Source organism: Rhizobium herbae (assembly GCF_019511375.1).
Taxonomy (GTDB): domain Bacteria; phylum Pseudomonadota; class Alphaproteobacteria; order Rhizobiales; family Rhizobiaceae; genus Pararhizobium; species Pararhizobium herbae_A.
In genome coordinates this window covers 287,087-309,544 of record NZ_JAEUAO010000002.1, presented here as the reverse complement: position 1 = coordinate 309,544, position 22,458 = coordinate 287,087, and the positions used below count along the sequence as shown (strand labels likewise).

The 22,458-nt window shown below is 62.3% G+C and carries 23 protein-coding genes; 6 read left to right on the top strand and 17 right to left on the bottom strand.

The features are described 5' to 3' along the window. The first annotated feature begins 251 nt into the window (after window positions 1-251). Window positions 252-809, top strand: a complete 558-nt coding sequence (locus tag JNB71_RS08700; protein ID WP_220371436.1) for a methylated-DNA--[protein]-cysteine S-methyltransferase — start codon at window positions 252-254, stop codon at window positions 807-809. A gap of 527 nt (window positions 810-1,336) precedes the next feature. On the opposite strand, the gene JNB71_RS08695 is transcribed toward JNB71_RS08700, so the two are convergent. Beyond that, a complete protein-coding gene (locus JNB71_RS08695; protein WP_220371435.1) occupies window positions 1,337-1,705 on the bottom strand; it encodes a YciI family protein in 369 nt (122 codons plus the stop codon). A 179-nt stretch (window positions 1,706-1,884) separates the two neighbouring features. Here JNB71_RS08695 and JNB71_RS08690 point away from each other — a divergent pair, with 179 nt between their 5' ends. After that, window positions 1,885-2,463: a TetR/AcrR family transcriptional regulator gene (locus tag JNB71_RS08690; protein WP_220371434.1), complete on the top strand. Its 579-nt coding sequence runs from the start codon at window positions 1,885-1,887 to the stop codon at window positions 2,461-2,463. Window positions 2,464-2,559: 96 nt separating this feature from the next. Then, on the top strand, window positions 2,560-3,051 hold the full coding sequence (locus JNB71_RS08685) for a hypothetical protein (protein WP_220371433.1): 492 nt from the start codon (window positions 2,560-2,562) through the stop codon (window positions 3,049-3,051). 56 nt (window positions 3,052-3,107) lie between these two features. Here JNB71_RS08685 and guaA read toward each other — a convergent pair whose 3' ends face one another. The 3 genes from guaA to JNB71_RS08670 all read right to left on the bottom strand — a co-directional run bounded on the left by guaA (window position 3,108) and on the right by JNB71_RS08670 (window position 5,801). Continuing rightward, window positions 3,108-4,670, bottom strand: a complete 1,563-nt coding sequence (gene guaA / locus JNB71_RS08680) for a glutamine-hydrolyzing GMP synthase (protein WP_220371432.1) — start codon at window positions 4,668-4,670, stop codon at window positions 3,108-3,110. A 109-nt stretch (window positions 4,671-4,779) separates the two neighbouring features. Next, entirely contained in the window at window positions 4,780-5,418 is a 639-nt protein-coding gene (locus JNB71_RS08675; protein ID WP_220371431.1) for a 5'-methylthioadenosine/S-adenosylhomocysteine nucleosidase, read from the bottom strand. Then, window positions 5,415-5,801: a PaaI family thioesterase gene (locus tag JNB71_RS08670; RefSeq protein WP_222857264.1), complete on the bottom strand. Its 387-nt coding sequence runs from the start codon at window positions 5,799-5,801 to the stop codon at window positions 5,415-5,417. The genes JNB71_RS08675 and JNB71_RS08670 overlap by 4 nt, the downstream gene beginning before the upstream one ends. Window positions 5,802-6,195: 394 nt before the next feature. On the opposite strand from JNB71_RS08670, the gene JNB71_RS08665 reads away from it, so the two are divergent. After that, complete coding sequence (locus tag JNB71_RS08665; protein WP_220371429.1) at window positions 6,196-6,774, top strand: GNAT family N-acetyltransferase; 579 nt, start codon at window positions 6,196-6,198, stop codon at window positions 6,772-6,774. A gap of 11 nt (window positions 6,775-6,785) precedes the next feature. On the opposite strand, the gene JNB71_RS08660 is transcribed toward JNB71_RS08665, so the two are convergent. The 5 genes from JNB71_RS08660 to JNB71_RS08640 all read right to left on the bottom strand — a co-directional run bounded on the left by JNB71_RS08660 (window position 6,786) and on the right by JNB71_RS08640 (window position 13,562). After that, window positions 6,786-7,889 (bottom strand): DUF1513 domain-containing protein, encoded by a 1,104-nt coding sequence (locus JNB71_RS08660; RefSeq protein ID WP_220371428.1) that lies wholly within the window; start codon window positions 7,887-7,889, stop codon window positions 6,786-6,788. 242 nt (window positions 7,890-8,131) lie between these two features. Next, complete coding sequence (locus JNB71_RS08655) at window positions 8,132-9,118, bottom strand: magnesium transporter CorA family protein (protein WP_220371427.1); 987 nt, start codon at window positions 9,116-9,118, stop codon at window positions 8,132-8,134. Window positions 9,119-9,344: 226 nt separating this feature from the next. Beyond that, entirely contained in the window at window positions 9,345-10,475 is a 1,131-nt protein-coding gene (locus JNB71_RS08650; RefSeq protein WP_220371426.1) for an imelysin family protein, read from the bottom strand. Then, window positions 10,475-11,977: a di-heme oxidoredictase family protein gene (locus JNB71_RS08645; protein WP_220371425.1), complete on the bottom strand. Its 1,503-nt coding sequence runs from the start codon at window positions 11,975-11,977 to the stop codon at window positions 10,475-10,477. The genes JNB71_RS08650 and JNB71_RS08645 overlap by 1 nt, the downstream gene beginning before the upstream one ends. 304 nt (window positions 11,978-12,281) lie before the next feature. Continuing rightward, window positions 12,282-13,562 (bottom strand): imelysin family protein, encoded by a 1,281-nt coding sequence (locus tag JNB71_RS08640; protein ID WP_220371424.1) that lies wholly within the window; start codon window positions 13,560-13,562, stop codon window positions 12,282-12,284. Between the two features lie 275 nt (window positions 13,563-13,837). Between JNB71_RS08640 and JNB71_RS08635 the strand changes: the two genes are divergently transcribed. After that, window positions 13,838-14,341, top strand: coding sequence for an HPP family protein (locus tag JNB71_RS08635; RefSeq protein ID WP_018323850.1), 504 nt, complete (start codon window positions 13,838-13,840; stop codon window positions 14,339-14,341). A gap of 44 nt (window positions 14,342-14,385) precedes the next feature. Here the strand turns inward: JNB71_RS08635 and JNB71_RS08630 are convergent, their stop codons facing one another. The 5 genes from JNB71_RS08630 to JNB71_RS08610 form a co-directional block, all read right to left on the bottom strand. After that, entirely contained in the window at window positions 14,386-15,675 is a 1,290-nt protein-coding gene (locus JNB71_RS08630) for an RsmB/NOP family class I SAM-dependent RNA methyltransferase (protein WP_220371423.1), read from the bottom strand. Window positions 15,676-15,862: 187 nt separating this feature from the next. Further along, the gene (locus tag JNB71_RS08625; protein WP_112848626.1) at window positions 15,863-16,204 is read right to left on the bottom strand and encodes a septal ring lytic transglycosylase RlpA family protein; all 342 of its coding nucleotides are present in this window, start codon (window positions 16,202-16,204) and stop codon (window positions 15,863-15,865) included. 489 nt (window positions 16,205-16,693) lie between these two features. Continuing rightward, the gene (locus tag JNB71_RS08620; RefSeq protein ID WP_220371422.1) at window positions 16,694-17,566 is read right to left on the bottom strand and encodes an SDR family oxidoreductase; all 873 of its coding nucleotides are present in this window, start codon (window positions 17,564-17,566) and stop codon (window positions 16,694-16,696) included. Further along, window positions 17,566-18,726, bottom strand: a complete 1,161-nt coding sequence (gene queG / locus JNB71_RS08615; RefSeq protein WP_431028455.1) for a tRNA epoxyqueuosine(34) reductase QueG — start codon at window positions 18,724-18,726, stop codon at window positions 17,566-17,568. Before queG ends, JNB71_RS08620 begins: the two co-directional genes overlap by 1 nt. A 65-nt stretch (window positions 18,727-18,791) precedes the next feature. Continuing rightward, window positions 18,792-19,484: a glutathione S-transferase family protein gene (locus JNB71_RS08610; RefSeq protein ID WP_220371420.1), complete on the bottom strand. Its 693-nt coding sequence runs from the start codon at window positions 19,482-19,484 to the stop codon at window positions 18,792-18,794. Window positions 19,485-19,656: 172 nt separating this feature from the next. On the opposite strand from JNB71_RS08610, the gene JNB71_RS08605 reads away from it, so the two are divergent. Then, window positions 19,657-20,463: an undecaprenyl-diphosphate phosphatase gene (locus JNB71_RS08605; RefSeq protein ID WP_220371419.1), complete on the top strand. Its 807-nt coding sequence runs from the start codon at window positions 19,657-19,659 to the stop codon at window positions 20,461-20,463. A gap of 98 nt (window positions 20,464-20,561) precedes the next feature. Here JNB71_RS08605 and JNB71_RS08600 read toward each other — a convergent pair whose 3' ends face one another. From JNB71_RS08600 to JNB71_RS08590, 3 genes are all read right to left on the bottom strand, one after another. Continuing rightward, window positions 20,562-20,720, bottom strand: a complete 159-nt coding sequence (locus tag JNB71_RS08600) for a hypothetical protein (RefSeq protein WP_018323843.1) — start codon at window positions 20,718-20,720, stop codon at window positions 20,562-20,564. 248 nt (window positions 20,721-20,968) lie between these two features. Further along, window positions 20,969-21,949: a complex I NDUFA9 subunit family protein gene (locus tag JNB71_RS08595; protein ID WP_220371418.1), complete on the bottom strand. Its 981-nt coding sequence runs from the start codon at window positions 21,947-21,949 to the stop codon at window positions 20,969-20,971. A 120-nt stretch (window positions 21,950-22,069) separates the two neighbouring features. Next, the gene (locus JNB71_RS08590; protein ID WP_220371417.1) at window positions 22,070-22,357 is read right to left on the bottom strand and encodes a DUF1330 domain-containing protein; all 288 of its coding nucleotides are present in this window, start codon (window positions 22,355-22,357) and stop codon (window positions 22,070-22,072) included. Window positions 22,358-22,458: the final 101 nt, after the last annotated feature.

Genomic DNA, 22,458 nt, shown 5'->3' with positions numbered 1-22,458 from the left:
GAGCAAGAACAAAACGCGAACATTACGAATCTATTCCCATGGAGGCGTGGAATGTTCGTTGTTGAGAAACTGCTGAATTTCCGTAGGGGTGGAAGCGGACGATTCGCGATCCGATGCCCGCCCTCAGCAAGAAACGGGTGGCATCGAGGGCGAAACTGAGGGAGAATCGAGGAAAATCATCGCCTCGCCTGTCGGCACCGGTTGCCCGGAACCACCCGCACCCGGCTCGGCGGGAACGAAGGAGCTTTGGCATGGCCGCGTCCCAATATCATGTCTTCGAAACCGCTGGCGGCTACTGCGGCATCGCCTGGAACAGCGTCGGCATCGTGCGCTTCCAGTTGCCGACGCGGAGCGCCGAGGCAACGGAGCGAAATCTCCTGCGCCGTATGCCAGACGCTGGACGCGCCGCCCCGCCAACGGCGGTAAGCGAAACCATCGCCGCCGCGAAACGCTATTTCAACGGGGAAGAGATCGATTTTTCGGACATCCGGCTCGATCTCGACGGTCAGGACGACTTCTTCAAGCGGATCTACGCTGCCCTCCGCCGCGTCGGCTGGGGCCATACGACCACCTACGGCGCCTTGGCCAAGGAGCTCGGCGCCGGCCCTGAAGCCGCCCGCGATGTCGGGCAGGCCATGGCAAGGAACCCGGTGCCGCTGATCATTCCGTGCCATCGGGTGCTCGCCGCCGGCGGCAGGGTCGGCGGTTTTTCCGCTCCCGGCGGCGCAACCGCCAAGATCCGCATGCTGGAACTGGAAGGCGTCCATCTGGGCCCGCCGGAGCCGGCACAACAGTCGCTGGCCCTGTGAACCCGGGCGTGACGCGAGACCAGCCGCCGCCGGCATCCCCGACACCGCGAACAGTCAGGCCTGCAGCGATCGAAGGATCTACAGCGCCGCACGTCTCATCAGACGCGCAAAGGTTGCTGTAGCACTTTGGAATTACTGCATGTTTCTGTCCTTAAATCGGCGACGATTTGGGGAAACCTGCAGTAGCGGATCGATCCGAAACTACGCTCCCGTCATTCCCACTCGATTGTTCTAAACCCAGCTAGGGCGTTGATGTAGCAGGGTTTTTCTTTCTTGCGGCGCGGAAAGCCGCCGCGCGGGCCGTCAAAAAACTACGGTATTGATTTTAAAGAGGAAATCGTCCGAAGATTTTTTGTGCGGTTTCAGTATCTGTCGAGACCGACCGCCTCTCAGGAAGTGGCCGCGCAACGTGTCTGGAAGCCGGACACATTGCGCAGAACCGCCCTCAGGCAACGACTGGACCTTTCGCAAACCCGTCAGGACAGGACCTGATGGTGATGCTTCAACCCGGGAAGCAGGACCGACAATCACTGCCAGTCCGACATCTCATAAAGCGGCCGGATCTCAATCTCGCTCGGCCCCGGCATCGGGTTCGGGCAACGTTTCACCCAGGCCACCGCCTCGTCCATATCCTTGACGTTCCAGAGCCAGAATCCGGCAACCAGCTCGCGCGTCTCGGCAAAAGGCCCGTCGATGACGGTGCGGCCGGTACCGTCGAATGCGACCCGCTTGCCTTCGGAAGACGGCTTCAGGCCATCGGCGGTCACAAGAATACCGGCCTTTTCCAGCTCGTCATTGAACCGCCCCATCGCCTCCATCATTCCCATGGTTTCGGGGGTAGGGGAAAAGCCCTGCTCACTCTCTGCGGTCGCCTTCACAAGCACCATTACACGCATCGTCCGTCTCCGTGTTAAGCAGGCCTGAATGACCTCGCACCCAAACGACGAACGGGAGTCTCCGGAATCGACAGGCTTTTGCAATTTTTTATCGGCTCACGTCTGGCCGACCATGCTGATCACCCAAGCAGGCTTGAAGCCTATCTTGACACGCTACCTACCAGTTGGTAGACAGCGCTATGTCCAATCCATCCACAACCGCCGACGACATACTGCGCTGCGCCCGCTCCCTGATCATCAGGGGCGGCTACAACAGCTTCAGCTACGCCGATATTTCGGATGTGGTCGGCATTCGCAAGGCGAGCATTCATCACCATTTTCCCGCGAAATCCGATCTCGTCCGCGCAGTCGTTGGGCAGTATCGGCAAGAGGCGGCAGCGGGTCTCGCTGCGCTGGAAAGCAATATCCCCGATCCGCTCGAACAGCTCCGCGCCTATGTCGGATACTGGGAAACCTGCATATCTGACGGCTCTCATCCGTTCTGCGTTTGCGCGCTGCTCGCCAGTGAAATTCCGGTACTGCCCGACGACGTCGTTGTCGAGGTACGGGCTCATTTCCGCAAACTGTCGGATTGGCTCGCCTCCGTGTTTGATCGCGGCGCCGCCCAAGGCCGCTTGCTGCTGACAGGAACCACTCGGGAAACCGCCGAAACCGTCATGGCAACCGTCCATGGCGCCATGCTCTCGGCACGGGCTTTCGGCGATGCCGGCGCCTTCGGCGCGGTCACGACCCCATTGCTGAATCGTATCACCGCTTAAACGAAAGCGTCTACCATCGCGAAACGCATATCAAAATACCTACCATCTAGTAGATAGATAAATCATCTCCCTTCATCGACTTGAAAGGCAATGCCAATGTTCGGAATCTCCCCCCTGGGCTGGATACATACGCTCGGCAGCCTGCCGGCCATCCCGCTCGGCATCTACATGCTTGCCCGGCACGGCGGCATCGTGCCGGCCTCGCTTCCTGGTAAAGTCTACTTCGTGTCGATGATGATTGGCGCCATCACGGTGTTTCTCGTCGCCCATGAACCGGTAGGCTACATCATCGCCATCTTGACGATACTGCTTCTTTTCGCCGGCTATGGCGCAGAGCACCTGCTTGGGCCAACGCGCAAGGCCAGATACATCGAAACGATCTGTCTGAGCCTGAGCGTCTTCTTCCTGATGGTGCCGACAGTCACCGAAACCCTGCGGCGCGTCCCGGATGGCCATCCCTTCGTCACCAATCTGAATTCGCCGCTGCTTCTGGGCGCGCAGGGCGCGCTTCTGGTGATGCTGATCGTCGGCCTGACAGTTCAGATCATTTATCTCGTAAAACGAGACAAGGCCGCCGTCAGGTCATAACGGCAGCCTTGTCTGTCATCGGAAAGGTTCCGCCGGACAAGCGCCGGCGGATAACCTTATTCCCACTCGATCGTGCCCGGCGGCTTGCTGGTCACGTCGTAGACGACGCGGTTGATGCCGCGCACTTCGTTGATGATGCGGGTGGCGGCGCGGCCAAGGAATTCCATGTCGAAGTGATAGAAATCCGCCGTCATGCCATCGACGGACGTGACGGCGCGCAGCGCGCAGACGAATTCATAGGTGCGGCCGTCACCCATGACGCCGACGGTCTGGACGGGAAGCAGGACGGCGAAGGCCTGCCAGATCGCGTCGTAGAGGCCGGCCTTGCGGATCTCGTCGAGGTAGATCGCATCGGCCTCGCGCAGGATTTCGAGCTTTTCGCGGGTGATGCCGCCGGGGCAGCGGATGGCGAGGCCCGGACCCGGGAAGGGATGACGGCCGATGAAACTGTCCGGCAGGCCGAGCTCCTTGCCGAGCACGCGCACTTCGTCCTTGAACAGCTCGCGCAGTGGCTCGACGAGAGCCATGTTCATGCGCGCCGGCAAGCCGCCGACATTGTGATGCGACTTGATGGTGACTGACGGACCGCCGGTGAAGGAAACGCTTTCGATGACGTCCGGATAGAGCGTGCCCTGCGCCAGGAACTCGGCGCCGCCGATCTTCTTGGCCTCTGCCTCGAACACGTCGATGAACAGGCGACCGATGGTCTTGCGCTTCACCTCCGGATCGCTCTCGCCTTCCAGCGCATTGATGAACAGGTCCGATGCATCGACGTGGACCAGATGCAGGTTGTAGTGCTCCTTGAACATGGCGACGACGTCGGCCGCCTCGTTCTTGCGCATCAGGCCGTGGTCGACGAGGATGCAGGTGAGCTGATCGCCGACGGCCTCGTGGATCAGGAGTGCGGCGACCGAACTATCGACGCCGCCGGAAAGGCCGCAGATGACGCGCTTGTCGCCGACTTGGCGGCGGATTTCGGCAATGGCCTTGTCGCGGTAGGCGGCCATCGACCAGTCGCCCTTGAGGCCGGCGACCTTGTGAACGAAATTGGCGAGCAGCTTGGCGCCGTCGGGCGTGTGCACCACTTCCGGATGAAACTGCACGGCGTAGAATTTCTTCGCCTCGTTGGCGATGAAGGCAAACGGCGCGTTAGGCGAGGTGGCGACGACTTCGAAGCCTTCCGGAATGGCGGTGACGCGGTCGCCGTGGCTCATCCAGACCTGGTGACGGGAGCCGACGGTCCACAGGCCGTCATAGAGCGCGCAGTCCTTGCCGATTTCGATGAAGGCGCGGCCGAATTCGCGGTGATGGCCGGCCTCGACCTTGCCGCCGAGCTGTTCGCACATGGTCTGCTGGCCATAGCAGATGCCGAGAACCGGAAGACCGCTGTCGAACACCACTTGCGGCGCGCGCGGCGAGCCGATATCCAGCGTCGAGGCCGGGCTTCCCGAGAGGATGATCGCCTTGGGGTTCAGCCGCTTGAAACCCTCGTCGGCGGACTGGAAGGGCACGATCTCGCAATAGACGCCGGTCTCGCGAACGCGCCGCGCGATCAGCTGCGTGACCTGGCTGCCGAAATCGATGATGAGAACGGTATCGGGATGGACTGTCGCTGTCATGACGCGCTTCCGCTGGCTGAGGGTCATCTGGTGGGGAACTATGGCGAGCCTTTAAATAAAGGCGGCCATAAGCGCAACGATTACATTGCACCCCGACAATTTTGCGCCGTCAGACGGCGATTTCGCCCGTTTCGACGGCTCTTTCCAACGCATCGACGGCGGCCGCGAGCTTCTCATCGATCACGTGCAGATATTCCGTCCAGTCGTCGACATGCTTCAGGTCGGCCTTGCCATCGGAAATGCCCCGCAGCCCGACGAGCGGGATGCCGAAGGACTGGCAGGCTCGCAGGATGGCATAGGTCTCCATCTCGACCATGTCGGCATCGATCGTCTCATAGGTCGCGCCGGAAACGATATTTGCGCCGGTCGAGAGACTTGCCCGTTTCACGCCGGGAATGCGCAGCGGCAGATCGACGCTGACGGGCAGGTCGAGGAACGGGGTGGCGCCCTTCGTGAAACCGAGCGGCGACGCATCCATGTCGCGGTAGGCGGCAGAGGTCGCCTGATAGACTTCCGTCTGCTCCAGCCGAGCCGATCCGGCCGAGCCGAGCGAGACGACGAGATCGGGCAGGCTGTCGCGCCAATGCAGGTCCGACAGCGTGCGGGTCAGCGTTACCGCAGCCTCGACCGGGCCGACGCCGGTCATCAGCGGCGATATGCGCTCACGCAGGTGCACACCATATTCCGCATCGACGGCCATGACGTAGAGCAGCGTCTTGCCTGCCACATGCTTCAGTTCGAATGTCATCCTTCAATTCCCTCGCGTCCGCGGATCACCATCATCGTCGCCGTCATCGAGGCTATCAGCTTGGCCGGTCCATCAGCGGAAAGCGCATAACCGCGACCGTCGGAGACGATGATCGTCGTGCCCGGCTTCATCACCTCGCCGCGGAACAGGAACCGCTCGCCCCTGCCCGGTGACATCAGGTTGACCTTGAATTCGATGGTGAGAATGGAGGCGTCGGGATCGATGAGCGAATAGGCGGCATAGGTGCCGGCGGCATCGAGCGCCGCCGAAATGATGCCGGCATGCAGGAAGCCATGCTGCTGGGTCAGTTTCTCGTCGAAGGGAAGCTCGATCTCGACTGTGCCCTGCTCAACCCGCGTCAGCTCGGCGCCGATCGTCGCCATGGCGGCCTGCCTGCCGAAACTGTTGCGGATGCGGTCGCGAAATTCCACCGTGTTCTCTCAATCGTCTGCGCGCATATTGCCGCCGTACCGGCACATCCCGGCGGACGGACAGTCGCATGACGGAAAACCGAGAACAAGCTCAATTGGCGACATAAACCGTCATGTTGCGCCGAGACGAGGGCGATCAGGCGCGACAACGCCATGGGCAAACAGCCCGTTTTTGCCCCTCACCCTAACCCTCTCCCCGCAGGCGGGGAGAGGGGACATGCCCGGCTTAACTTCTGTTGATTGGCGATACGGGGCGGCAAGTTACCTTCTCCCCGCTGTCGCGGGGAGAAGGTGCCCGGCCGGGCGGATGAGGGGCCACACTGTCGAACGGCCACTGTCATGTCCCATGCGCGATCCCCATATCGACTGCATGGATGAACACAAGCCCTTCCAGATACGCCCGGCCACCGGCGACGACGTCTTCGCGATCGCCGGTGTCCTCGTCGACACCTGGCGCTCGACGTTTCGCGGGCTGTTGGCCGATGCCTTTCTCGATGGCATGTCGCGCGAGGACGAGGCCATTCGCCTTGCGCGGCGGATGGGCGTGCCGGCTGTCCATTATCTCGTCGCCGTCGAGCCGGGCGCAAGCAACATCATCGGCTTTGCCAATTTCGGCCCGCCGCGCGGCCGCGTTCCAGCGCATATTCACGAACTTTACGCGCTCTATATCCGCAGCGAGCATCAGCGGGCCGGCATCGGCACTGCCCTGGTGCGGTCGGTGGCGGCACAATGCGCCGGACAAGGCGCCAGGTCCCTGTTTGCCTGGGTTCTCGCCGGCAATCCCAACCGGCAGTTTTATGAACGGCTTGGCGCGAAAGTGATCGCAACGAGCGGGGTTGGGGTCGGAGACCGCAGTTACGAGCAGGTCGCCTATCTCTGGGACAATATCGAAGCCTTGCTCCGACGAGCCGATGGTCAATCCTGAACCCGCCGCTTTCAGAGTTTCCCGAGCCTGACGATGTGCTGATCCCAGGCGACGTTGCTGTGTGCTTCGCCGAACTGGCCGCTGTAGGACGACGCGACGAAGCCATGCGGGGCGGGGGCGATGCCGGCCGCATCGGCAAGCCTGTCCTGCCTGACAACCCTGCCCGTCTTCGCGTCGACCGTGACCGCCGTGCCGCCCTTCGGCGAGGTCAGCCCCACCAGCCCGTCGCGCCGGTTCACCGCGATGGCGCCGACATAGTTGGCCAGCGCCACCGTCGTCTCCTCCGGCAGTTCCAGGAAGCGGATATCCTCGCCGCGCGAGAATGAGCCGGCAAGCGGCGGCAGGTCGTTGCGCGCGCCCTCATACTGGCAGGCGAACCAGATCCTGCCATCGGCATCGATATCCACATGCCGCGTGGAAAGCTGGCGCAGGTGGTCCGGCATGGCGTGACGCTCGATCAGCGCGCCCGTTTGCGTGTCCACCAGCGCCAAAGACGGCTCCATGTGATCGAGGTTGAGTTTGGTGCGGCCGAAATCCGGATGTGTTTCGATGCCGCCATTGGCGACGACCAGCATCCGGCCATCCGCCGACAGCGTCATGTCGTGCGGGCCGATGCCATGGGAGGGAAATTCGCCTATCCGGGCAAAATCGTTCGTGCCGTCATAGACGCCGATCATGCCGCGATTGCCGGAAAAATCGTTCTCCGTCGCGTATAGCAAACGCCCATCGGCGGAAAAGCAACCGTGGCCGTAGAAATGCCGGCCCTCGACCGAGGTGATGACGATCGGCCCCTGGCTATTGTCCGGCGCGAAGACCAGCGCATAGGTGCCTGGCCTGCGGGCAAAGGCGACGGCACGGTTGCCGACCGGCGAGCAGGTCATGCCATGGGCGCGCGCCGGCAGCGGCACCCGCTCGAGGATGTCCCCTTCCTCGGTCAGAGTTGCGATCCCGTAGGAGCCATCGGGCGCCATGAAGGCGGAGGCATAGACCGCCTCGGTTCGTGACAGCGCGAAGGCGGCGCCTGGCGCAAGCGTTGCCGCCCAACTCGCGCCCGCCATCCTCAGGAAGGTGCGGCGGCCGATCAAATTCCCGGATTGGCGCTGGATGAGGTTCATGGGATTACCGACCGCCTAACACCTGTCGCATGCGAGACGCGATCGCCAGATTGATGACAAAGTCGGCCACCTCCTTCCTTCGTCATGCCTGGGCTTGTCCCAAGCATCTAAGCCCGTGAGTGAATTTTAAATAAACAATGACGCTCAATAGTTTAACCGGCGAAGGCAGATCCTCGGCACAGGGCCGAGGATGACGTAGTGGGTCAAGACGCGACACGCTTGCCTTTTATCAGACCGCTCTTTCAAAGCCAGCCCCGCCGCTTGAAATAGAGGAAGGGCAGATAGGCCGACAGTACCATCATGAACAGCGCCATCGGATAGCCGAACCCGAGTTTCAGCTCCGGCATGACGTCGAAATTCATGCCGTAGATCGAGGCGACCAGCGTCGGCGGTAGGAAGACGACGGCGGCGACCGAGAAGATCTTGATGATCTGGTTCTGCTCAAGATTGATCAGCCCGAGCGTCGCATCGAGCAGGAAGTTGATCTTGTTCGACAGAAACAGCGCATGGTCGCCAAGCGAGGCGGCATCGCGCTGGATCAGTTTGACGCGCTGGCGGCTTTCCTTGATTGCCCTGCGGACGCCGATCCCGTCGAGCGCCGTGTGATAGGCGACGAGCCGGCCGACACTGACGAGGCTTTCGCGGATGACGCTCAGGAAATCGCCTTTCTGGCCGATCTGCTCGATTAGCGACTGGAGGTCGCGGGTCTTCTTCGTGACGCTGGATGTGTTCTTGCGGAACACTTCCCGCGAGATGCCGTCGACTTCGTTGCCGATACGCTCCAGCGCATCGGCCGTACGGTCGATCATGGCTTCCAGGAGCCCCAGCATGGCCAGTTCCCCGCTTTCGCAGGCGACCCCGTTCGGCCGCTGCATGCGCGCGGCATAAAGATGGAACGGCTTCGGATCGGCATGGCGAACGGTCACCAGTGTCGCTCCCTTCAGGATGAAGGTGACCGGCACCTTGACCGGATTGTCGCCGTCGAGCTCGGTCGCCGCAGTCATGGTCATGAACTCGGCGCCGTCCTCCTGATACAGGCGGTCGGAAAGCTCGATCTCCTGCATTTCGTCCCGCGTCGGGATTTCGATGCCGAGATGCTGTTCGACGATGCGGGTCTCGGTCTGGGTGGGATTAAACAGATCAAACCACACGACCGGCGTGGTTTCAGCCAGTTCCGTGGCGTCGAGCAGGGCAAAGTGATTGTTCTGGCTTTTGTAGCTGCGCAGCATATCGGGGTTCCATTCTGGCAAGTCTGTCGACCGCCAGCGGCCCCCTGCTTTCAGGGCCTGACGGTCGGCAAGATCGAAGCGGTACTTCGACTGTCGGGGTTCATGATCAGTTGATCCTTGTATGGCCGTGTTCGCAGTGGAACACGGTTGACGCTTTGCGCCTCTGGACGGCTTTTGTCAACCGCTTTCAAAGACTTGGCGGGCGATCGAAGCGAGGGCTCGAGGCTCAGTCGCCATCGGCGAAAGAGAAGCCGGCACCAAGCCCGATGGCGCCGCCGAAATCCAGATTGAGGCGCTGCAGAACGTCATTTGTGTTCTGCAGGATGCGGTTCAGCCTGACGCGCTGCTCCTCGTCTTCGATGGCCTCGTCGATCGGCAGATCGATCTGATCGGCATCGTCGACGATAGCCTGCAGGACATGGTTGATGGCGCGCACCATCGAGCGCCTGCCGTCGGGCAGCAGGCCCCCCAGGTCGGCCTCGTTGAACAGCGTCTGGACCGCCGTGAAATTGGCCGAGAGCGCCGGCATGGTATTGCCCGAGCGCCAGTAGATCGCCAGCTTCGGATGCCCCTTGTCCGGCTCGCCCTTGACGATGGCGGCATAGAACGGCCGCAAGCGCTGGTCCCGGATGCTTTCGACGCCATGGACGAGGATGCCGAGCAGTTCAGTCGCCGCTTCCTTGCCGTCGCGATAGAGCGGATTGTCGGGACCGGGCGTCTTCCAGGCGGACTGGATGCCATCCGGCTTCTCCCATTCGGCATGAAGTTCGGCGGCAATGGACTTCAGGTTGTCGGCGATCGCCGCACCGTAGCGGCACCGGAACCCGTTCTTCTGCGACGACAGGACCTCCGCGCCGGTTCCGTAAAGCACATATTCCAGCGCGCCGAGACCCTGCGCGGCAACGCTCTTGCCCTTCAGCGTCTCCGCCTTTGTCGCGGTCTCGTCGCTTGTCGCCAGGATGCGCTGGACCTGTTTCAGGCCGGTGCTCTTGCGATCCGGGAAAAACAGGAAGCGCTCGAAACGGTTGCCCTCGATGACCGGCCCGACGCGGACGATCTCGATCGTCGACCATTGCTGGACGACCTCGTCGAAGGTCATCTGCACGTCGCCGAAGGTCTCCTCGGAAGGCTTGTCGCACAGCACATGGGCCGCTTCGGCAAGCGATTGCGTGCCCTCCATCAGGTCGAGGTAACCGGGGCGGATGAAATCGTCGACGGCCTTCTGCATGACGCGCGGCACCGCCTCAAGCTTGAGCCCGGCGCGCGGCGGCCTGATCCCCTCGACATCCTCGGCCATGGCGGGCAGCGACAGGATGGCAAGGCCGAGGCCGAGAAGCAGGGGAAGCCGGTGGCGCATCACAGAGACTCCAGGAATGTCATCAGGGCTTGTCTATCGGCTTTTTCCAGCGCCGCAAACCGATCGCGTGCTTCTGCCGCTTCGCCGCCGTGCCAGAGGATCGCTTCGGTCAGATTGCGGGCCCGCCCGTCGTGCAGGAAAAACGTGTGGCCGCTCACCGTCCTGGTCAATCCGATACCCCAGAGCGGCGGCGTGCGCCATTCGCCACCCGACGCGTCGCCCACTTGCTGGCCGTCGGCGAGCCCATCGCCCATGTCATGCAGCAGGAAATCGGAATAGGGCCAGATCAACTGGAAGGAATGCGCCTTGTTGGCAGCGTCGCGGCGGGTGACAAATTTGGGGACGTGGCAGGAGATGCAGCCGGTCTCATAGAAGACTTTCTTGCCCGCCAGCGTTTCCTTGAAACTCGCCTTGCGCCGCGCCGGAACCGCCAGGTTTTCCGCGTAGAAGGTGATGAGGTCGAGGATCGGATCCGGCGCTTCGGTATCGCCCAGCCTCGGTTGCACGCCGTCGGCCATCGCCAGGCACGCGGTCTGCGCCGGGGTGCAATCTCCATGGCTGCGTCTGGCGTCCGGCGATGAGATGCCAATGTCCCCCGCAAGCGCATCCGCGCTCTGCTGACGCACGGTGGCGCTCTGCGCCTTCCAGCCGAAGCGGCCGAGGGTCAGTTTGCCGGAGACGGGATCACGCACCAGCGCCGGTTTGCCGCTTATGCCGTCGCCGTTCCTGTCGTCGCGATCCGAATTGATGAGGATGTCGGCGGGATGGATCGCCTCGACCAGCCCAAGCCCGCTCATCGCCTGGGTCACGCGCGGCGAAAGCGTGGTCGTTTCATCAAGCGCACCATAAGCGGGCTTGTCGATCGAATAGCGCGGCTTTCGCAGGAAAACCGTTTCGCCGCCAAAGAGCGTGACCGGAGCTTCGGTATAGGCGACCTTCATGCGGCCTTCGGCGGAAAGACCGGGCACGGCGCTATCCTGCAACTGGGCGCCATAGACCGGATCCGGGAAATTCAATACGTCATGGGCAGCGAGCGCCGCCCGTTCCGCGTCGCTCTTCGGCCCGCGGGCAAGCCGCAGGAACATCGAGGTCGTGTCCGTCGACCCTTCCGGCGGGTGACCGCGCCCGTCCTTCAGGTGGCAGGTCTGGCAGGCACGGGCATTGTAGAGCGGCCCAAGGCCGTCCGAGGCCTGCGTCGAGGAGGGTGACGAGACCCAGAGCTTGCGAAACAGCGCATTGCCGAGCTTGAACGTCCCTTCCTCGGCAAAGGTGATGTTGGCCGAAAACTGCGAGAAGCTGTCTTGATTGACCGAGGCGATGGAGGTGCCCGCACCACCCGACATGGCCTCAAATTTCTCGGCCTTGGCGAAATCGGTCGTGGGGCGGGTTACGGCCTCGACACGTGCTTTGTCAGCCTCGGAAAGGTCGTCGCGTGCCTGGGCGGAGAAATGGTCGGCGCTTTTCGTTGCCGCGGCTTTACCCCCCTCTGCCCTGCCGGGCATCTCCCCCTCAAGGGGGGAGATCGATGTGGCAACCTCTCGCCCACTCTCCCACCTGGAAATTCCGGTTGCCTTTCCAGTAGAAATAGCAGTTGGCTCGGAGCCAATCTCCCCCCTTGAGGGGGAGATGTCACGCAGTGACAGAGGGGGGTATGCCGCCCCAGACGCAATCCCCTCCCCCCCAAAAACGGAAAAACCGCCCGCTGTCAGCAAAAGCGCAGCGGCAGACGGAAAGAGCACACCTCGGACGAGCCAAACAGGCATTCAGAAAAACCGGGCCGCGACATAAGCGGCGGCCCGCCTTTGCTTACTGGAAGACAGCGTTAGGATTATCCAGGCTGTCGGAACCTTCAAGCTCGATCGTGCCGAGATCCAGCGACGCAATGACGCGCTCGACCGTCTTTGCCTGCGCAACCAGACCATCGATGGCCGCCTGCACGACGGCGTTGCCCTCGGCGTTGCCTTCGGCGATCATCTGGTCATAGGCCTCGACCGTCTGGCCGCGCTTGGCCATGGCTTCCATTGCGGTGACGGTCGCTGCCAGTTGCTCCTTCATTTCCTTGTCGAGCGCCGGATCCTTGGCGGAGACGAGTTCGGAAAGCGACGGACCGGTCAGCTTCGTGCCGTCGACCCTGGTGTATTCGCCGAGATAGGCCGACTGGATGCCGATCGCGTCGTGCAGATGCGAGTTGTAGGTGTTGTCGGAGAAGCAGTCGTGCTCCTCTTCCGGATCGTGCAGCAAAAGACCGAGCTTCATTCGCTCGCCCGCCAGTTCGCCGTAGGAGAGCGAGCCCATGCCGGTGAGAATCGCGGCGAGGCCGGCCTTGGCGTCACCTTCGACATTCTTGGTGGCAGCGCCATCCGGCGCCCAGTTGGCGACCATCTCCCTGAGGTCGGACACGAGCAGGTCGCTGGCTGCCTTCAGATAGGCGGCGCGGCGGTCGCAATTGCCGTTGGTGCAGGCCTTCGTGTCATAGTCGGTGTAGGCCCGGTTGCCCGCGCCCTTGCCCGTGCCGTTCAGGTCCTGGCCCCAGAGCAGGAATTCGATCGCATGGTAGCCGGCCGCGACATTCGCCTCGATGCCGCCTGCCTCCTGCAACGTGCCGGAGAGCAATTCCGGCGTGATGTTGGTCGCATCCACGTCCTTGCCGTCGATCTTGATCGATTTGTTGGCGATGACGTTGGCGGTGAACAGCGCATTCTCGTCGCTTTCCGTGCCGTAGCTCGGATCGACATAGTCAATCAGGCCTTCGTCGAGCGGCCAGGCATTGACCTTGCCTTCCCACTCATCGACGATCGGGTTGCCGAAACGATAGACTTCGGTTTCCTGATAGGGATTGCGGGCAGCAAGCCAGGCCTCGCGGGCCGCCTTCAGCGTCGCCTCGCTTGGCGTCGCGATCAGCGCGTCGACCGCCTTGTCGAGCGCCTCGGCGGTCGAGAGCGCATCGGAATATTTGGCGTGCGCCACCTCGGCATAGTGCTTGACGACGGCGGCGGCGTCGGTCGCAGCCAGCGCCGGCTGCAGTGCAAGCATCGACGTTGCAGTTGCGAGCGCCAGCGCGGCGCCGCGAAGGAATGATGTGGTCATGATCTCTCCTGGCATTTTTCCGAATGAATTCGGAGTTCCCCGCCGCCCGCTGCCTCGGGTCGCGCAATCGGCGCGCAAGCGAGATAGGGACGTGGCTGTTCAACCCGGTTTACATGGACCAAAAGTAAACTTGTGTCAAATTGTATAGTTTAGAACGGTTTCAATCCGCCGCCGCAATCCGGCCGCATCGCGCCGCCCGAAAGCGCAATATTTAGGCATTTACTGATGAATTTTTCATCTATATGGTCGCGCCGTCATCATTCGGTCCCCCTCGCATGCGCCATCACATCAAGCACTTCGTCCGCCGGCACGAGCCTCGCGGCCACGCCCATCACCACGCCAAATCCGCGGCCGGTGCAATCACCGCCATGGTCGCGGTCGGCCTTTTGTCGGTCTATACCGGACTGCCGCTCTTGATTGCCCCCTTCGGGGCCAGCGCCGTGCTTCTGTTCGGCCAGCCGAAGAGCCCGCTGTCCCAGCCGGCAAACGTCATCGGCGGCTATCTGCTGGCCGCGGCGACCGGCAGCGTTGCGAGCTTTTTCTTTCCCGGCCTCTGGCTTGCGGGCGCGATTGCCGTCGGCGTCACGATCGGCCTGATGCTGGTGCTGCGCGTCACGCATCCGCCGGCCGGCGCCGTGCCGATTGTCGCGATCGCCTCGCATTTCGACCCGCCGGTGCTCTTCGAAGTGGTTTCGCTGGGAAGCGTGCTGCTCGTCACCATCGCCGTGCTGCATCACCTGATCCCGCCGCGCCAGCAATATCCGTTGCGGGTGGACTAGGGCATGATGGAGTGGCCGCCAGAGGGCCGAGCCTTGGTGGCGCGCTAGGCCTTCCGGCCCATCAGGCAGAAGAAGAAGCCGTCGGTATCGGTGGAGGCCGGCGTCAGCGTGACGGTCTTCATGTCGGCCGACCAGGGTTGCGGCTTGTCGGTGCCGAAGAGATCGGCCCAGGCATCGGCGCCGGAGAGGATCTCGAACTCCGGATTATCCTCGCAGAAATTGTAGACCTGGGCCTCGTTTTCCTCCGGCAGGACCGAGCAGGTGACATAGACGAGATGGCCGCCCGGGCGCACGAAGCGTGCGGCACCGGCAAGCGCCTCCTGCTGCTGCGCCAGGCGCTCTTCGAGGTTCTTCTGCGTCAGCCGCCATTTCGTATCCGGGCGGCGGCGCCAGGTGCCGGTGCCGGTGCAGGGCGCATCGACGAGAACCCGGTCGAACTTGCCGGCAAGCGGCGCAAGGCCCTCCAGGCGGTCGTGGACCTGGACGTTGCGCGTCCCTGCCCGCTTCAGCCGCTCGATGATCGGCGCCAGGCGCTTGCGGTCCGCGTCGTAGGCGTGCACCTGGCCCTTGTTGTTCATGGCGGCTGCCATGGCCAGCGTCTTGCCGCCGCCGCCGGCGCAATAGTCGAGGATCTGCTCGCCTTCCTGCGGCATCACGAGATCGGCGACGATCTGCGACCCCTCGTCCTGCACCTCGAACCAGCCTTTCTGGAAGGACAGCTCTGCCGTGACGTTGGGCAGCCGCGACGGCCCCTCGCCGGCTTGCACGCGGATGCCGTTGCGGGCGATCACCGTCGGCTCGACGCCACAGCGCTCCAGCGCCTTCAGGACTTTTTCACGTGAGGCCTTCAGGGTGTTGGCGCGCAGATCCAGAGCCGGACGCCCGGCCAGCGCCTTCGCCTCGGCAAGCCAGTCTTCGGCAAAATTCTGCTCGAAGGACGGCTGCACCCATTCCGGAATATCGCCCTGCACATGAAGCGGCGCGTCTTCCAGCTTGCGGCTGGCGAAAGCCGCCTTCATCTCCTCAGTGAGTGGTTCGGGCGCAAACTTGTCGCCCTCCAGTTCTGAGGCCAGCTGCTCCGGCGACACGCCCCACTGGCGAAACATGACCGCATGACCGAGCGCCGTGGCGCTATCGCTATCCATCAGCCAGGCGTGCGACAGTTTCATGCGCAGGGCGTCGTAGACGATGTTGCCGATTGCGGCGCGGTCGCCGGACCCGGCGAAACGATGCGCCAGCCCCCAGTCCTTGAGGGCATCGGCTACGGGACGCTTGCGCGCCTCAATATCGGCGAGAACCTCTATGGCTCCGGCGAGCCTGCCACCCAGTCGCATCTTTCACACTCCATTTTCCGCCGTGGTAGCGGTGATGGCCGTCAAGAGCAAGCCGGGATGCGGCCGCAAACGACGATTGCTGACCAGATGCGAGGTCGGTGGCCGATGCGGCAGGCAGAAGCGCCTTTGCCGATCATGCCGGATCTTACCCGGCCGGAACAAGATCCGGACAGGCACGTCTTCGCCGTCAGCTGACGACGCGGTAACAGATGCTGGCCGTTCCCGAGCGGATCATGCCGATATGGGAGGCAGCGGCCTTGGAAAGGTCGAGCACGCGGCCGCGAATGAAGGGACCGCGATCGTTGATGCGCACGACAACCGTCTTGCCGTTGCGCTTGTTGGTGACGGCGACCTTGGTACCGAATTTGAGGTTTCGATGAGCGGCCGTCAGATATTTGGCGTTCATCCGTTCGCCGGACGCGGTGCGCGAGGAAAGCGCGTACCAGGATGCACCGCCGCAGCCGGTTCCTGCAGCGTGGCTTGGTGTTACCGAAGTAAGAGTTGCCCCCAAGGCAAAAGTAACTGCCATTACGGCAGAGGCGAGTTTGGTCTTGATCAAACAGACGACCCCTTCGTTTGAAATTTAGTTAAGTCTCACGAAAGATCTGCTTGTCGGGGGAAAAAATGGCGAAAAAGTGCTTCAACCTTTAACGTTGCATTAGGAAATATTGACAACCTGCAAAAAATTAAAATTACGAAATTTTGAAATTCTGTCACATGACCGCGGAAATGCTTTGGAATCAGGCATTAATCCTAAAAGGCCTCTACAGCGGCCCCTGAGCCCCGGGCCGCATATAAAAAATGATTCAAATTTTTGAAAAGTGCCTTATTTGGCCAGTTCGCAAGCTAGAAAATCGCAGTATCGCGCTCAGGTTGCATATCGAAGAAAGAGCAAACGCCGTTTTTCTTGCCCGTTCCGACAGATCAAAACGGCCAGAAAACAGGAATAGTTCAGCATTCTGTTCTTCGACTATGGAAGAAAACCCATAGTCTTTCGAAATCATTTATACTTGGAAGATCATCCGCGCCATTGTCCGCCGGCCCATAATTCGGCTAGCGAAATCCGATAGTCGGGGAAGCGAAAGACGAAGCCGAGGTCGCGCAGGCGCGCATTCGAAACGCGCTTGTTCTCGCCATAGAACGACCGCGCCATGGGAGACAATTCGGCCGTTTCGAAGGGGATTTCGGGCGGCGGGCTGACGCCCATCAGACGCGCAGCCTCGGCCACGACATCCTGCGGCGGGGCGGGCTCGTCGTCGGTGACATTGAAGATGCCGCCGATCGATTTTTCCGCCAGAAAAAGGGCCGCGCCGGCGATATCCTCGACGCGGATGCGATTGAACACCTGGTTGGGCTTGATGAGGCGGCGGGCCGTTCCGGCCTCGAGATTGCAGAAGGCATTGCGGCCCGGGCCGTAGATGCCCGACAGGCGCAGCACCGCGACCGGGATATTGCTCTCCTGGCCAAAGGCAAGCCACGCCTTTTCCGCCGCGACGCGCTCCACCGAGCGGGCAGACACCGGCTCCAGCGACGTCTCCTCCGTTACCCAGGCGCCGCCGTGATCGCCATAGACGCCGACCGTCGAGAGATAGGCCGCCCATTGCAGGTTCGGCATCAGCTCGGCAAGCGAGGGGGTGCTGGGCCGCATTATCGGATCACCCTCACGGCCCGGCGCGATGGACTGGATCAGATGTGTCGTCCGCTTCATCGCCGCGGCGAGTTCCGGCGAGATCGTTGATCCGTCATAAACCAGCGCATCGATGCCAAGCGCACGAAGGCCGTCGAGCTTGTCGGCCGATCGCGTGGTTCCGGTGACCGATTGCGCCAAAGGCAAAAACGCCTTGGCAATGGCCGAGCCGGAGTAGCCGGCGCCCAGGATCAGAACATGCATCAGACAACTCCTGCCAGTTTCCATTCGACGAGGACGTCGACATCGGTCTCGTTCTGCCGTCTTGCCGCAAAATCGTTGAAATCGCCAGCCGTCATCAGCCGCGACAACGCCCAGACCGCCATGCCGCGCACCGGTGGCGACGCATCCTTCGACAGGGTCGCGCAGACATCGATCAGCCCGGCATCGCCGGAATTACCGGCGGCGATCAGGCAGTTGCGCACGAAGCGGTCGCGACCGACGCGCTTGACCGGCGAGCCGGAAAAAAATGCGCGGAAGGAAGCATCGTCGAGCGTCAGCAGGAAGGACAAGGACGGCGCCCGCAGATCCTCCCGTGCCTTCAGCTTCATTTCGCAGGCACTGGCGGCGAATTTGTTCCAGGGGCAGGCGGCAAGACAGTCGTCGCAGCCATAGATGCGATTGCCGATCAACGGCCTAAGGGCCGGATCGATCGTCCCCTTGTGCTCGATCGTCAGATAGGAAATGCAGCGACGCGCATCGATTTTGTAGGGAGCCGGAAAGGCGTTGGTCGGGCAGGCGTCGAGGCAGGCGCGGCAGGAGCCGCAATGGTCCCGCTCCGGTTCGTCGATCATGAGCTCGGCGGTGGTGAAAAGGCTGCCGAGGAACAGCCAGGAGCCGAATTCGCGGCTGACGAGATTGGTGTGCTTGCCCTGCCAGCCGAGCCCGGCCTGCTCGGCCAGCGGTTTCTCCATCACCGGCGCGGTATCGACGAAGACCTTGACGTCCTCGCCAGCCCTTGCTGCAAAGCGCGTCGCCACCTCCTTGAGCCTGCCCTTGATGACGTCGTGATAGTCCCGGTTGCGCGCATAGACCGAAATGGTCCCGCATTCGGGCCGTTCAAGAAGCGAACGCGGATCCTCGTCCGGCCCGTAGTTCATCCCGAAGAGCACGACGGAGCGAACCTCGCCCCACAAGACGCGCGGATCGGCGCGGCGATCCGCCGTCTGCGCCATCCAGTCCATGGTCCCGTGATATCCGTGGTCAAGAAAATCGGCGAGGCGCTCAGGCGCCTGCGGAATGGAGTCCGGGCGCGTTACGCGGCAAACGTCGAAGCCCTTGTCACGGGCCTCGTCCTTGAGGAAGCTGGTGAGCGTTCCGCGACGCTTGTCAAATTTTTCCGCCGGGAGCGCATCGCCGGGCACGGGGCTCTCCTGTCGCTGGCGCATGATGTGACCGAAAACCGTTTCAAAGCTTTCGGCATCATGCCCTAAAAATCGAGATCGGCGTAGTGCGATACCGGGGTCACGCCGCGCACGCGCTCGGCAAGCAGCGGCCGGAAGGACGGCCGGGATTTCAGCCGCTGGTACCAGTCCTTCACGGGCGGCGCTTCCGACCAGTCGATCTCGCCGAGATAATCGAGTACGGAGATGGCAGCGGCGGCGGCAAGATCGGCATAGGACAGCCGGTCGCCGGCCAGATAGGTGCGCGAGCCGGCAAGCCAGCCCAGATATTTCAGATGCTGGCGGATGTTCGAGCGCGAGGTGCGAAGCACCTTCGAATCCGGGGCGCCGCCGCCCTGGTCCGGCGTCATCTGCAGCTTGAAGATGCGTTCGCGCACCAGCGGGCGCGTCACATCGGCTTCCATCTTCTGCAGGAACCATTCCGCCAGCCGGCGGATTTCCGCACGCTGGAACGGGTCTTCGGCGAGCAGCCGGCGGTCGCGCTTGAGGACGCCGTTGGTCTCGTCGAGATATTCGGAGATCACGGTCGCGCCACAGAGCGCCCGCATGCTGTCATCGACATAGACGGGCAGCGTTCCGGCAGGATTGAGCGTCAGGAAATCACGCCGCCTCTCCCAGGGCTGCTCTTCGGCCAGTTCCGTCTGGTAGCCGTATTCCGAGAGGATCAGCCGGACGAACCGGGAGGCGGTCGACATAGGATGGTGATAGAGAGTTGGCATTCGATACGGTTTCGTCAGTTCGATTGGGAGGAGGTTTGCCGCGGCCGTTTGGTCTGGCCACGGCGCATTTTAAAAAGCTATAGGAACTTGCTGGCGCAAACACAAGCGAATCAGCCAGCGCCCTTCGATGGTCCCAGACCTTAACCCCCAATGCTTCAGGGATACTTAATTCATGGCCGATCAGTCGATCATCAGCGCGCTTGTCCTCGGTTTTATCGAGGGCCTGACCGAATTCATTCCGGTGTCTTCGACGGCCCACGTGCTGCTTGCCGGGCATTTCCTCGGCTTCAAATCGCCCGGAAACACCTTTGCCGTGCTCATCCAGCTCGGCGCCATCCTCGCCATCCTGCTCGTCTATTTCCAGCGGCTGCTGTCGATCGCGACCGCCCTGCCCTCGAGCGTCAAGGCGCGGCGATTCGTCCTGTCGATCCTCCTCGCCTTCCTGCCCGCGGCCGTGATCGGCGCCATGGCGCATGGTTTCATCAAGAGCGTGCTGTTCGAAACACCGATGCTGATCTGCATCGTGCTGATCCTCGGCGGCATCGTTCTTTATGCGATCGACCGTTTGCCGCTGAAGCCGAAATATCGCGACGTCATGGACTATCCGCCGTCGCTCGCCCTGAAGATCGGGCTTTTCCAATGCCTGGCGATGATTCCGGGCACGTCCCGCTCGGGCGCGACCATTGCCGGCGCATTGCTGATGGGAACCGACAAGCGCTCCGCCGCCGAGTTCTCCTTCTTCCTCGCCATGCCCACCATGCTCGGCGCCTTCACGCTCGATCTGTACAAGAATCGCAACGCCCTCAACTTCGACGACGTATGGCTGATTGCCGTCGGCTTCATCGCCGCGTTCGTGGCGGCGCTGGTCGTCGTGCGCTCGCTCTTGAACTTCGTCTCCAGCCGCGGCTTCGCACCATTCGCCATCTGGCGCATCGTCATCGGCACGGCCGGCCTGATCGGCCTCTGGATGGTCGGCTGAGCGGCAATAAAAAACCGCATGCGCTTCCTTGCAGAAGTGCATGCGGTCCCCTGGCCCCCGCCATGAAACTGTGCCGCCTCGAAACGAGGCGGAAATTCTTATTCGGCGAGCTTGCCGATCGAGGCCGTGGTGCACGGGTCAACGCCGTAGGCCGGCGCACAGCTGTGATTGCTGGCAACCGTCTTCGGCGCCGCGAAGGATCCAGCCAGAACGATAAGTGCCGCGCACGCAAAGAAAATTGCGATCGACTTGCCCATGAAAAATGTGCCTCTCAAGATGATATGTCGGCGCCGGTCGCTTCGGAAATGAAGGACCCGGCGCGGCTGTTGTCTATGCGCTGGAACAGCCCTTATCAATATCGATAGATGCTGAATCGACGGTAAAGACCAATCGCTTTTTCCAGTGCGGCAGAACTGCAACGCTTTGCCTTGAGGCGGGCAAAAAGAAGCCGCCGGAGGGGACCGGCGGCGCGATTGAAACCTGTTCCTGTCAGGTCAGGGCGTGGTCAGGCGGCGCCGCCGGACCGCGTATACTGGCCCTGCGGACGGTAACGCACCATGTAGGATGGCAGGATCGCTTCGACCGAAGTCGGCTCGATGCCGAAAGCCTGCAGCGTGCGGCCTTCGGCCCGCGCACTCTCGGAAACGACATTGTCGCGCTTCAAAAGGATGACCTGATCGGGTGTGATCGGCGGCGCCACGAAGGGCACCAGCGAGGCAACGGACCCCATCAGCGAGGCCAGGCCGAACGGAAGCGGCAGCAGCGTGCGCGTGCGCCCGATGGTCTTCAGCATGATCTCGAGACAGTTCTTGAAGGTCAGGACTTCCGGCCCGCCGAGTTCGTAGATCCTGCCCTTGGCGACCTTGCCCTCGATGGCCTTCGCAACGGCTTCGGCGACATCGACGACATAGACCGGCTGGAATGCCGTCTTGCCGCCGCCGACCAGCGGCAGCACCGGCGAGAAGCGCGCCATCTCGGCGAACTTGTTGAAGAAACCGTCCTCGGGTCCGAAGATGATGGACGGGCGCAGGATGACCGCTTCGGGAACCGTCTCCAGGATCGCTTTTTCGGCCCGGCCCTTGGATTTCGCGTAGAGCGATTCGCCATTGGCATCGGCGCCGATGGCGGAAATATGGGTCAGGCTCGCACCGACACCGCGCGCCGCCTCGGCCACGGCGCGGGCGCCGAAATCCTGAACCGCGTCGAAGGTGTTGCGGCCGCTTTCAAACAGGATGCCGACGCAATTGACGACATGATCGGCGCCGTGAACCGCCGCATCGACCGAATTGCGGTAGCGCAGGTTGGCCTGCACCAGGGAAATCTGGCCGACATTGCCGAGCGGCTGCAGGAAACCGGCGAGGTCCGGACGCCGGACCGCGACGCGGATGCGGAAACCGCGTTTTGCAAGCGCACGCACGACATGACGGCCGACAAATCCGGACCCGCCGAAAACGGTAACGAGCGGGGGGAGATTGGACAAAGTCATGACGGCGGCACTCCTGATTTCAGCGTGGTCTGTGTGTGCTACATAGCCCAATCATCGGGCGACGGGAAGGCGTATCGCCAAGGCTTTTCTGCCGTTTTCCGCCGTGATGCACGCCGCCGCTCAGACGCCCTCGACGACCACCATTTCGGCACTCGCGACCTCGTGGCGGATTGCTGCCGCGATCTGATATTCGGGGGAATTGTAGCAATCGATCGCCGCCTGCAGCGACGGGAACTCGATCACCACGTTACGCGACCGGACATCGCCCTCCAGGCGCCGGAAAGCACCGCCGCGGGCGAGAAATTTGGCGCCGTATTTTTCAAACGCCGGCTTTGCGGCCGTGACATAATCCTTGTAACGCTCGGTATCGCGGACATCGACGCGCGCAATCCAGTATCCCTTGGCCATCACCGTCTCCCTATTTTCACCGCAACTCGTTGCTATTGCTTCCGTTCTTTCCGCCAATTCACTTGGCCGGTCAAGGCGGGCCGCTCTTCCTGCAGAACGGC

Excerpts from the sequence above, each read along its gene's own strand:
- JNB71_RS08675 (WP_220371431.1), bottom strand. The coding sequence starts at position 5,418 with ATGACATTCGAACTGAAGCATGTGGCAGGCAAGACGCTGCTCTACGTC.
- JNB71_RS08695 (WP_220371435.1), bottom strand. The coding sequence starts at position 1,705 with ATGCGTGTAATGGTGCTTGTGAAGGCGACCGCAGAGAGTGAGCAGGGC.
- JNB71_RS08670 (WP_222857264.1), bottom strand. The coding sequence starts at position 5,801 with ATGGCGACGATCGGCGCCGAGCTGACGCGGGTTGAGCAGGGCACAGTC.
- JNB71_RS08700 (WP_220371436.1), top strand. The coding sequence starts at position 252 with ATGGCCGCGTCCCAATATCATGTCTTCGAAACCGCTGGCGGCTACTGC.
- JNB71_RS08665 (WP_220371429.1), top strand. The coding sequence starts at position 6,196 with ATGCGCGATCCCCATATCGACTGCATGGATGAACACAAGCCCTTCCAG.
- JNB71_RS08620 (WP_220371422.1), bottom strand. The coding sequence starts at position 17,566 with ATGCATGTTCTGATCCTGGGCGCCGGCTACTCCGGCTCGGCCATTGCC.
- JNB71_RS08610 (WP_220371420.1), bottom strand. The coding sequence starts at position 19,484 with ATGCCAACTCTCTATCACCATCCTATGTCGACCGCCTCCCGGTTCGTC.
- guaA (WP_220371432.1), bottom strand. The coding sequence starts at position 4,670 with ATGACAGCGACAGTCCATCCCGATACCGTTCTCATCATCGATTTCGGC.
- JNB71_RS08640 (WP_220371424.1), bottom strand. The coding sequence starts at position 13,562 with ATGACCACATCATTCCTTCGCGGCGCCGCGCTGGCGCTCGCAACTGCA.
- JNB71_RS08655 (WP_220371427.1), bottom strand. The coding sequence starts at position 9,118 with ATGCTGCGCAGCTACAAAAGCCAGAACAATCACTTTGCCCTGCTCGAC.
- JNB71_RS08650 (WP_220371426.1), bottom strand. The coding sequence starts at position 10,475 with ATGCGCCACCGGCTTCCCCTGCTTCTCGGCCTCGGCCTTGCCATCCTG.
- JNB71_RS08590 (WP_220371417.1), bottom strand. The coding sequence starts at position 22,357 with ATGGCCAAGGGATACTGGATTGCGCGCGTCGATGTCCGCGATACCGAG.
- JNB71_RS08630 (WP_220371423.1), bottom strand. The coding sequence starts at position 15,675 with ATGCGACTGGGTGGCAGGCTCGCCGGAGCCATAGAGGTTCTCGCCGAT.
- JNB71_RS08645 (WP_220371425.1), bottom strand. The coding sequence starts at position 11,977 with ATGCCCGGCAGGGCAGAGGGGGGTAAAGCCGCGGCAACGAAAAGCGCC.
- JNB71_RS08595 (WP_220371418.1), bottom strand. The coding sequence starts at position 21,949 with ATGACTTTGTCCAATCTCCCCCCGCTCGTTACCGTTTTCGGCGGGTCC.
- JNB71_RS08660 (WP_220371428.1), bottom strand. The coding sequence starts at position 7,889 with ATGAACCTCATCCAGCGCCAATCCGGGAATTTGATCGGCCGCCGCACC.
- JNB71_RS08600 (WP_018323843.1), bottom strand. The coding sequence starts at position 20,720 with ATGGGCAAGTCGATCGCAATTTTCTTTGCGTGCGCGGCACTTATCGTT.
- JNB71_RS08685 (WP_220371433.1), top strand. The coding sequence starts at position 2,560 with ATGTTCGGAATCTCCCCCCTGGGCTGGATACATACGCTCGGCAGCCTG.
- JNB71_RS08690 (WP_220371434.1), top strand. The coding sequence starts at position 1,885 with ATGTCCAATCCATCCACAACCGCCGACGACATACTGCGCTGCGCCCGC.
- JNB71_RS08605 (WP_220371419.1), top strand. The coding sequence starts at position 19,657 with ATGGCCGATCAGTCGATCATCAGCGCGCTTGTCCTCGGTTTTATCGAG.
- JNB71_RS08635 (WP_018323850.1), top strand. The coding sequence starts at position 13,838 with ATGCGCCATCACATCAAGCACTTCGTCCGCCGGCACGAGCCTCGCGGC.
- JNB71_RS08625 (WP_112848626.1), bottom strand. The coding sequence starts at position 16,204 with ATGGCAGTTACTTTTGCCTTGGGGGCAACTCTTACTTCGGTAACACCA.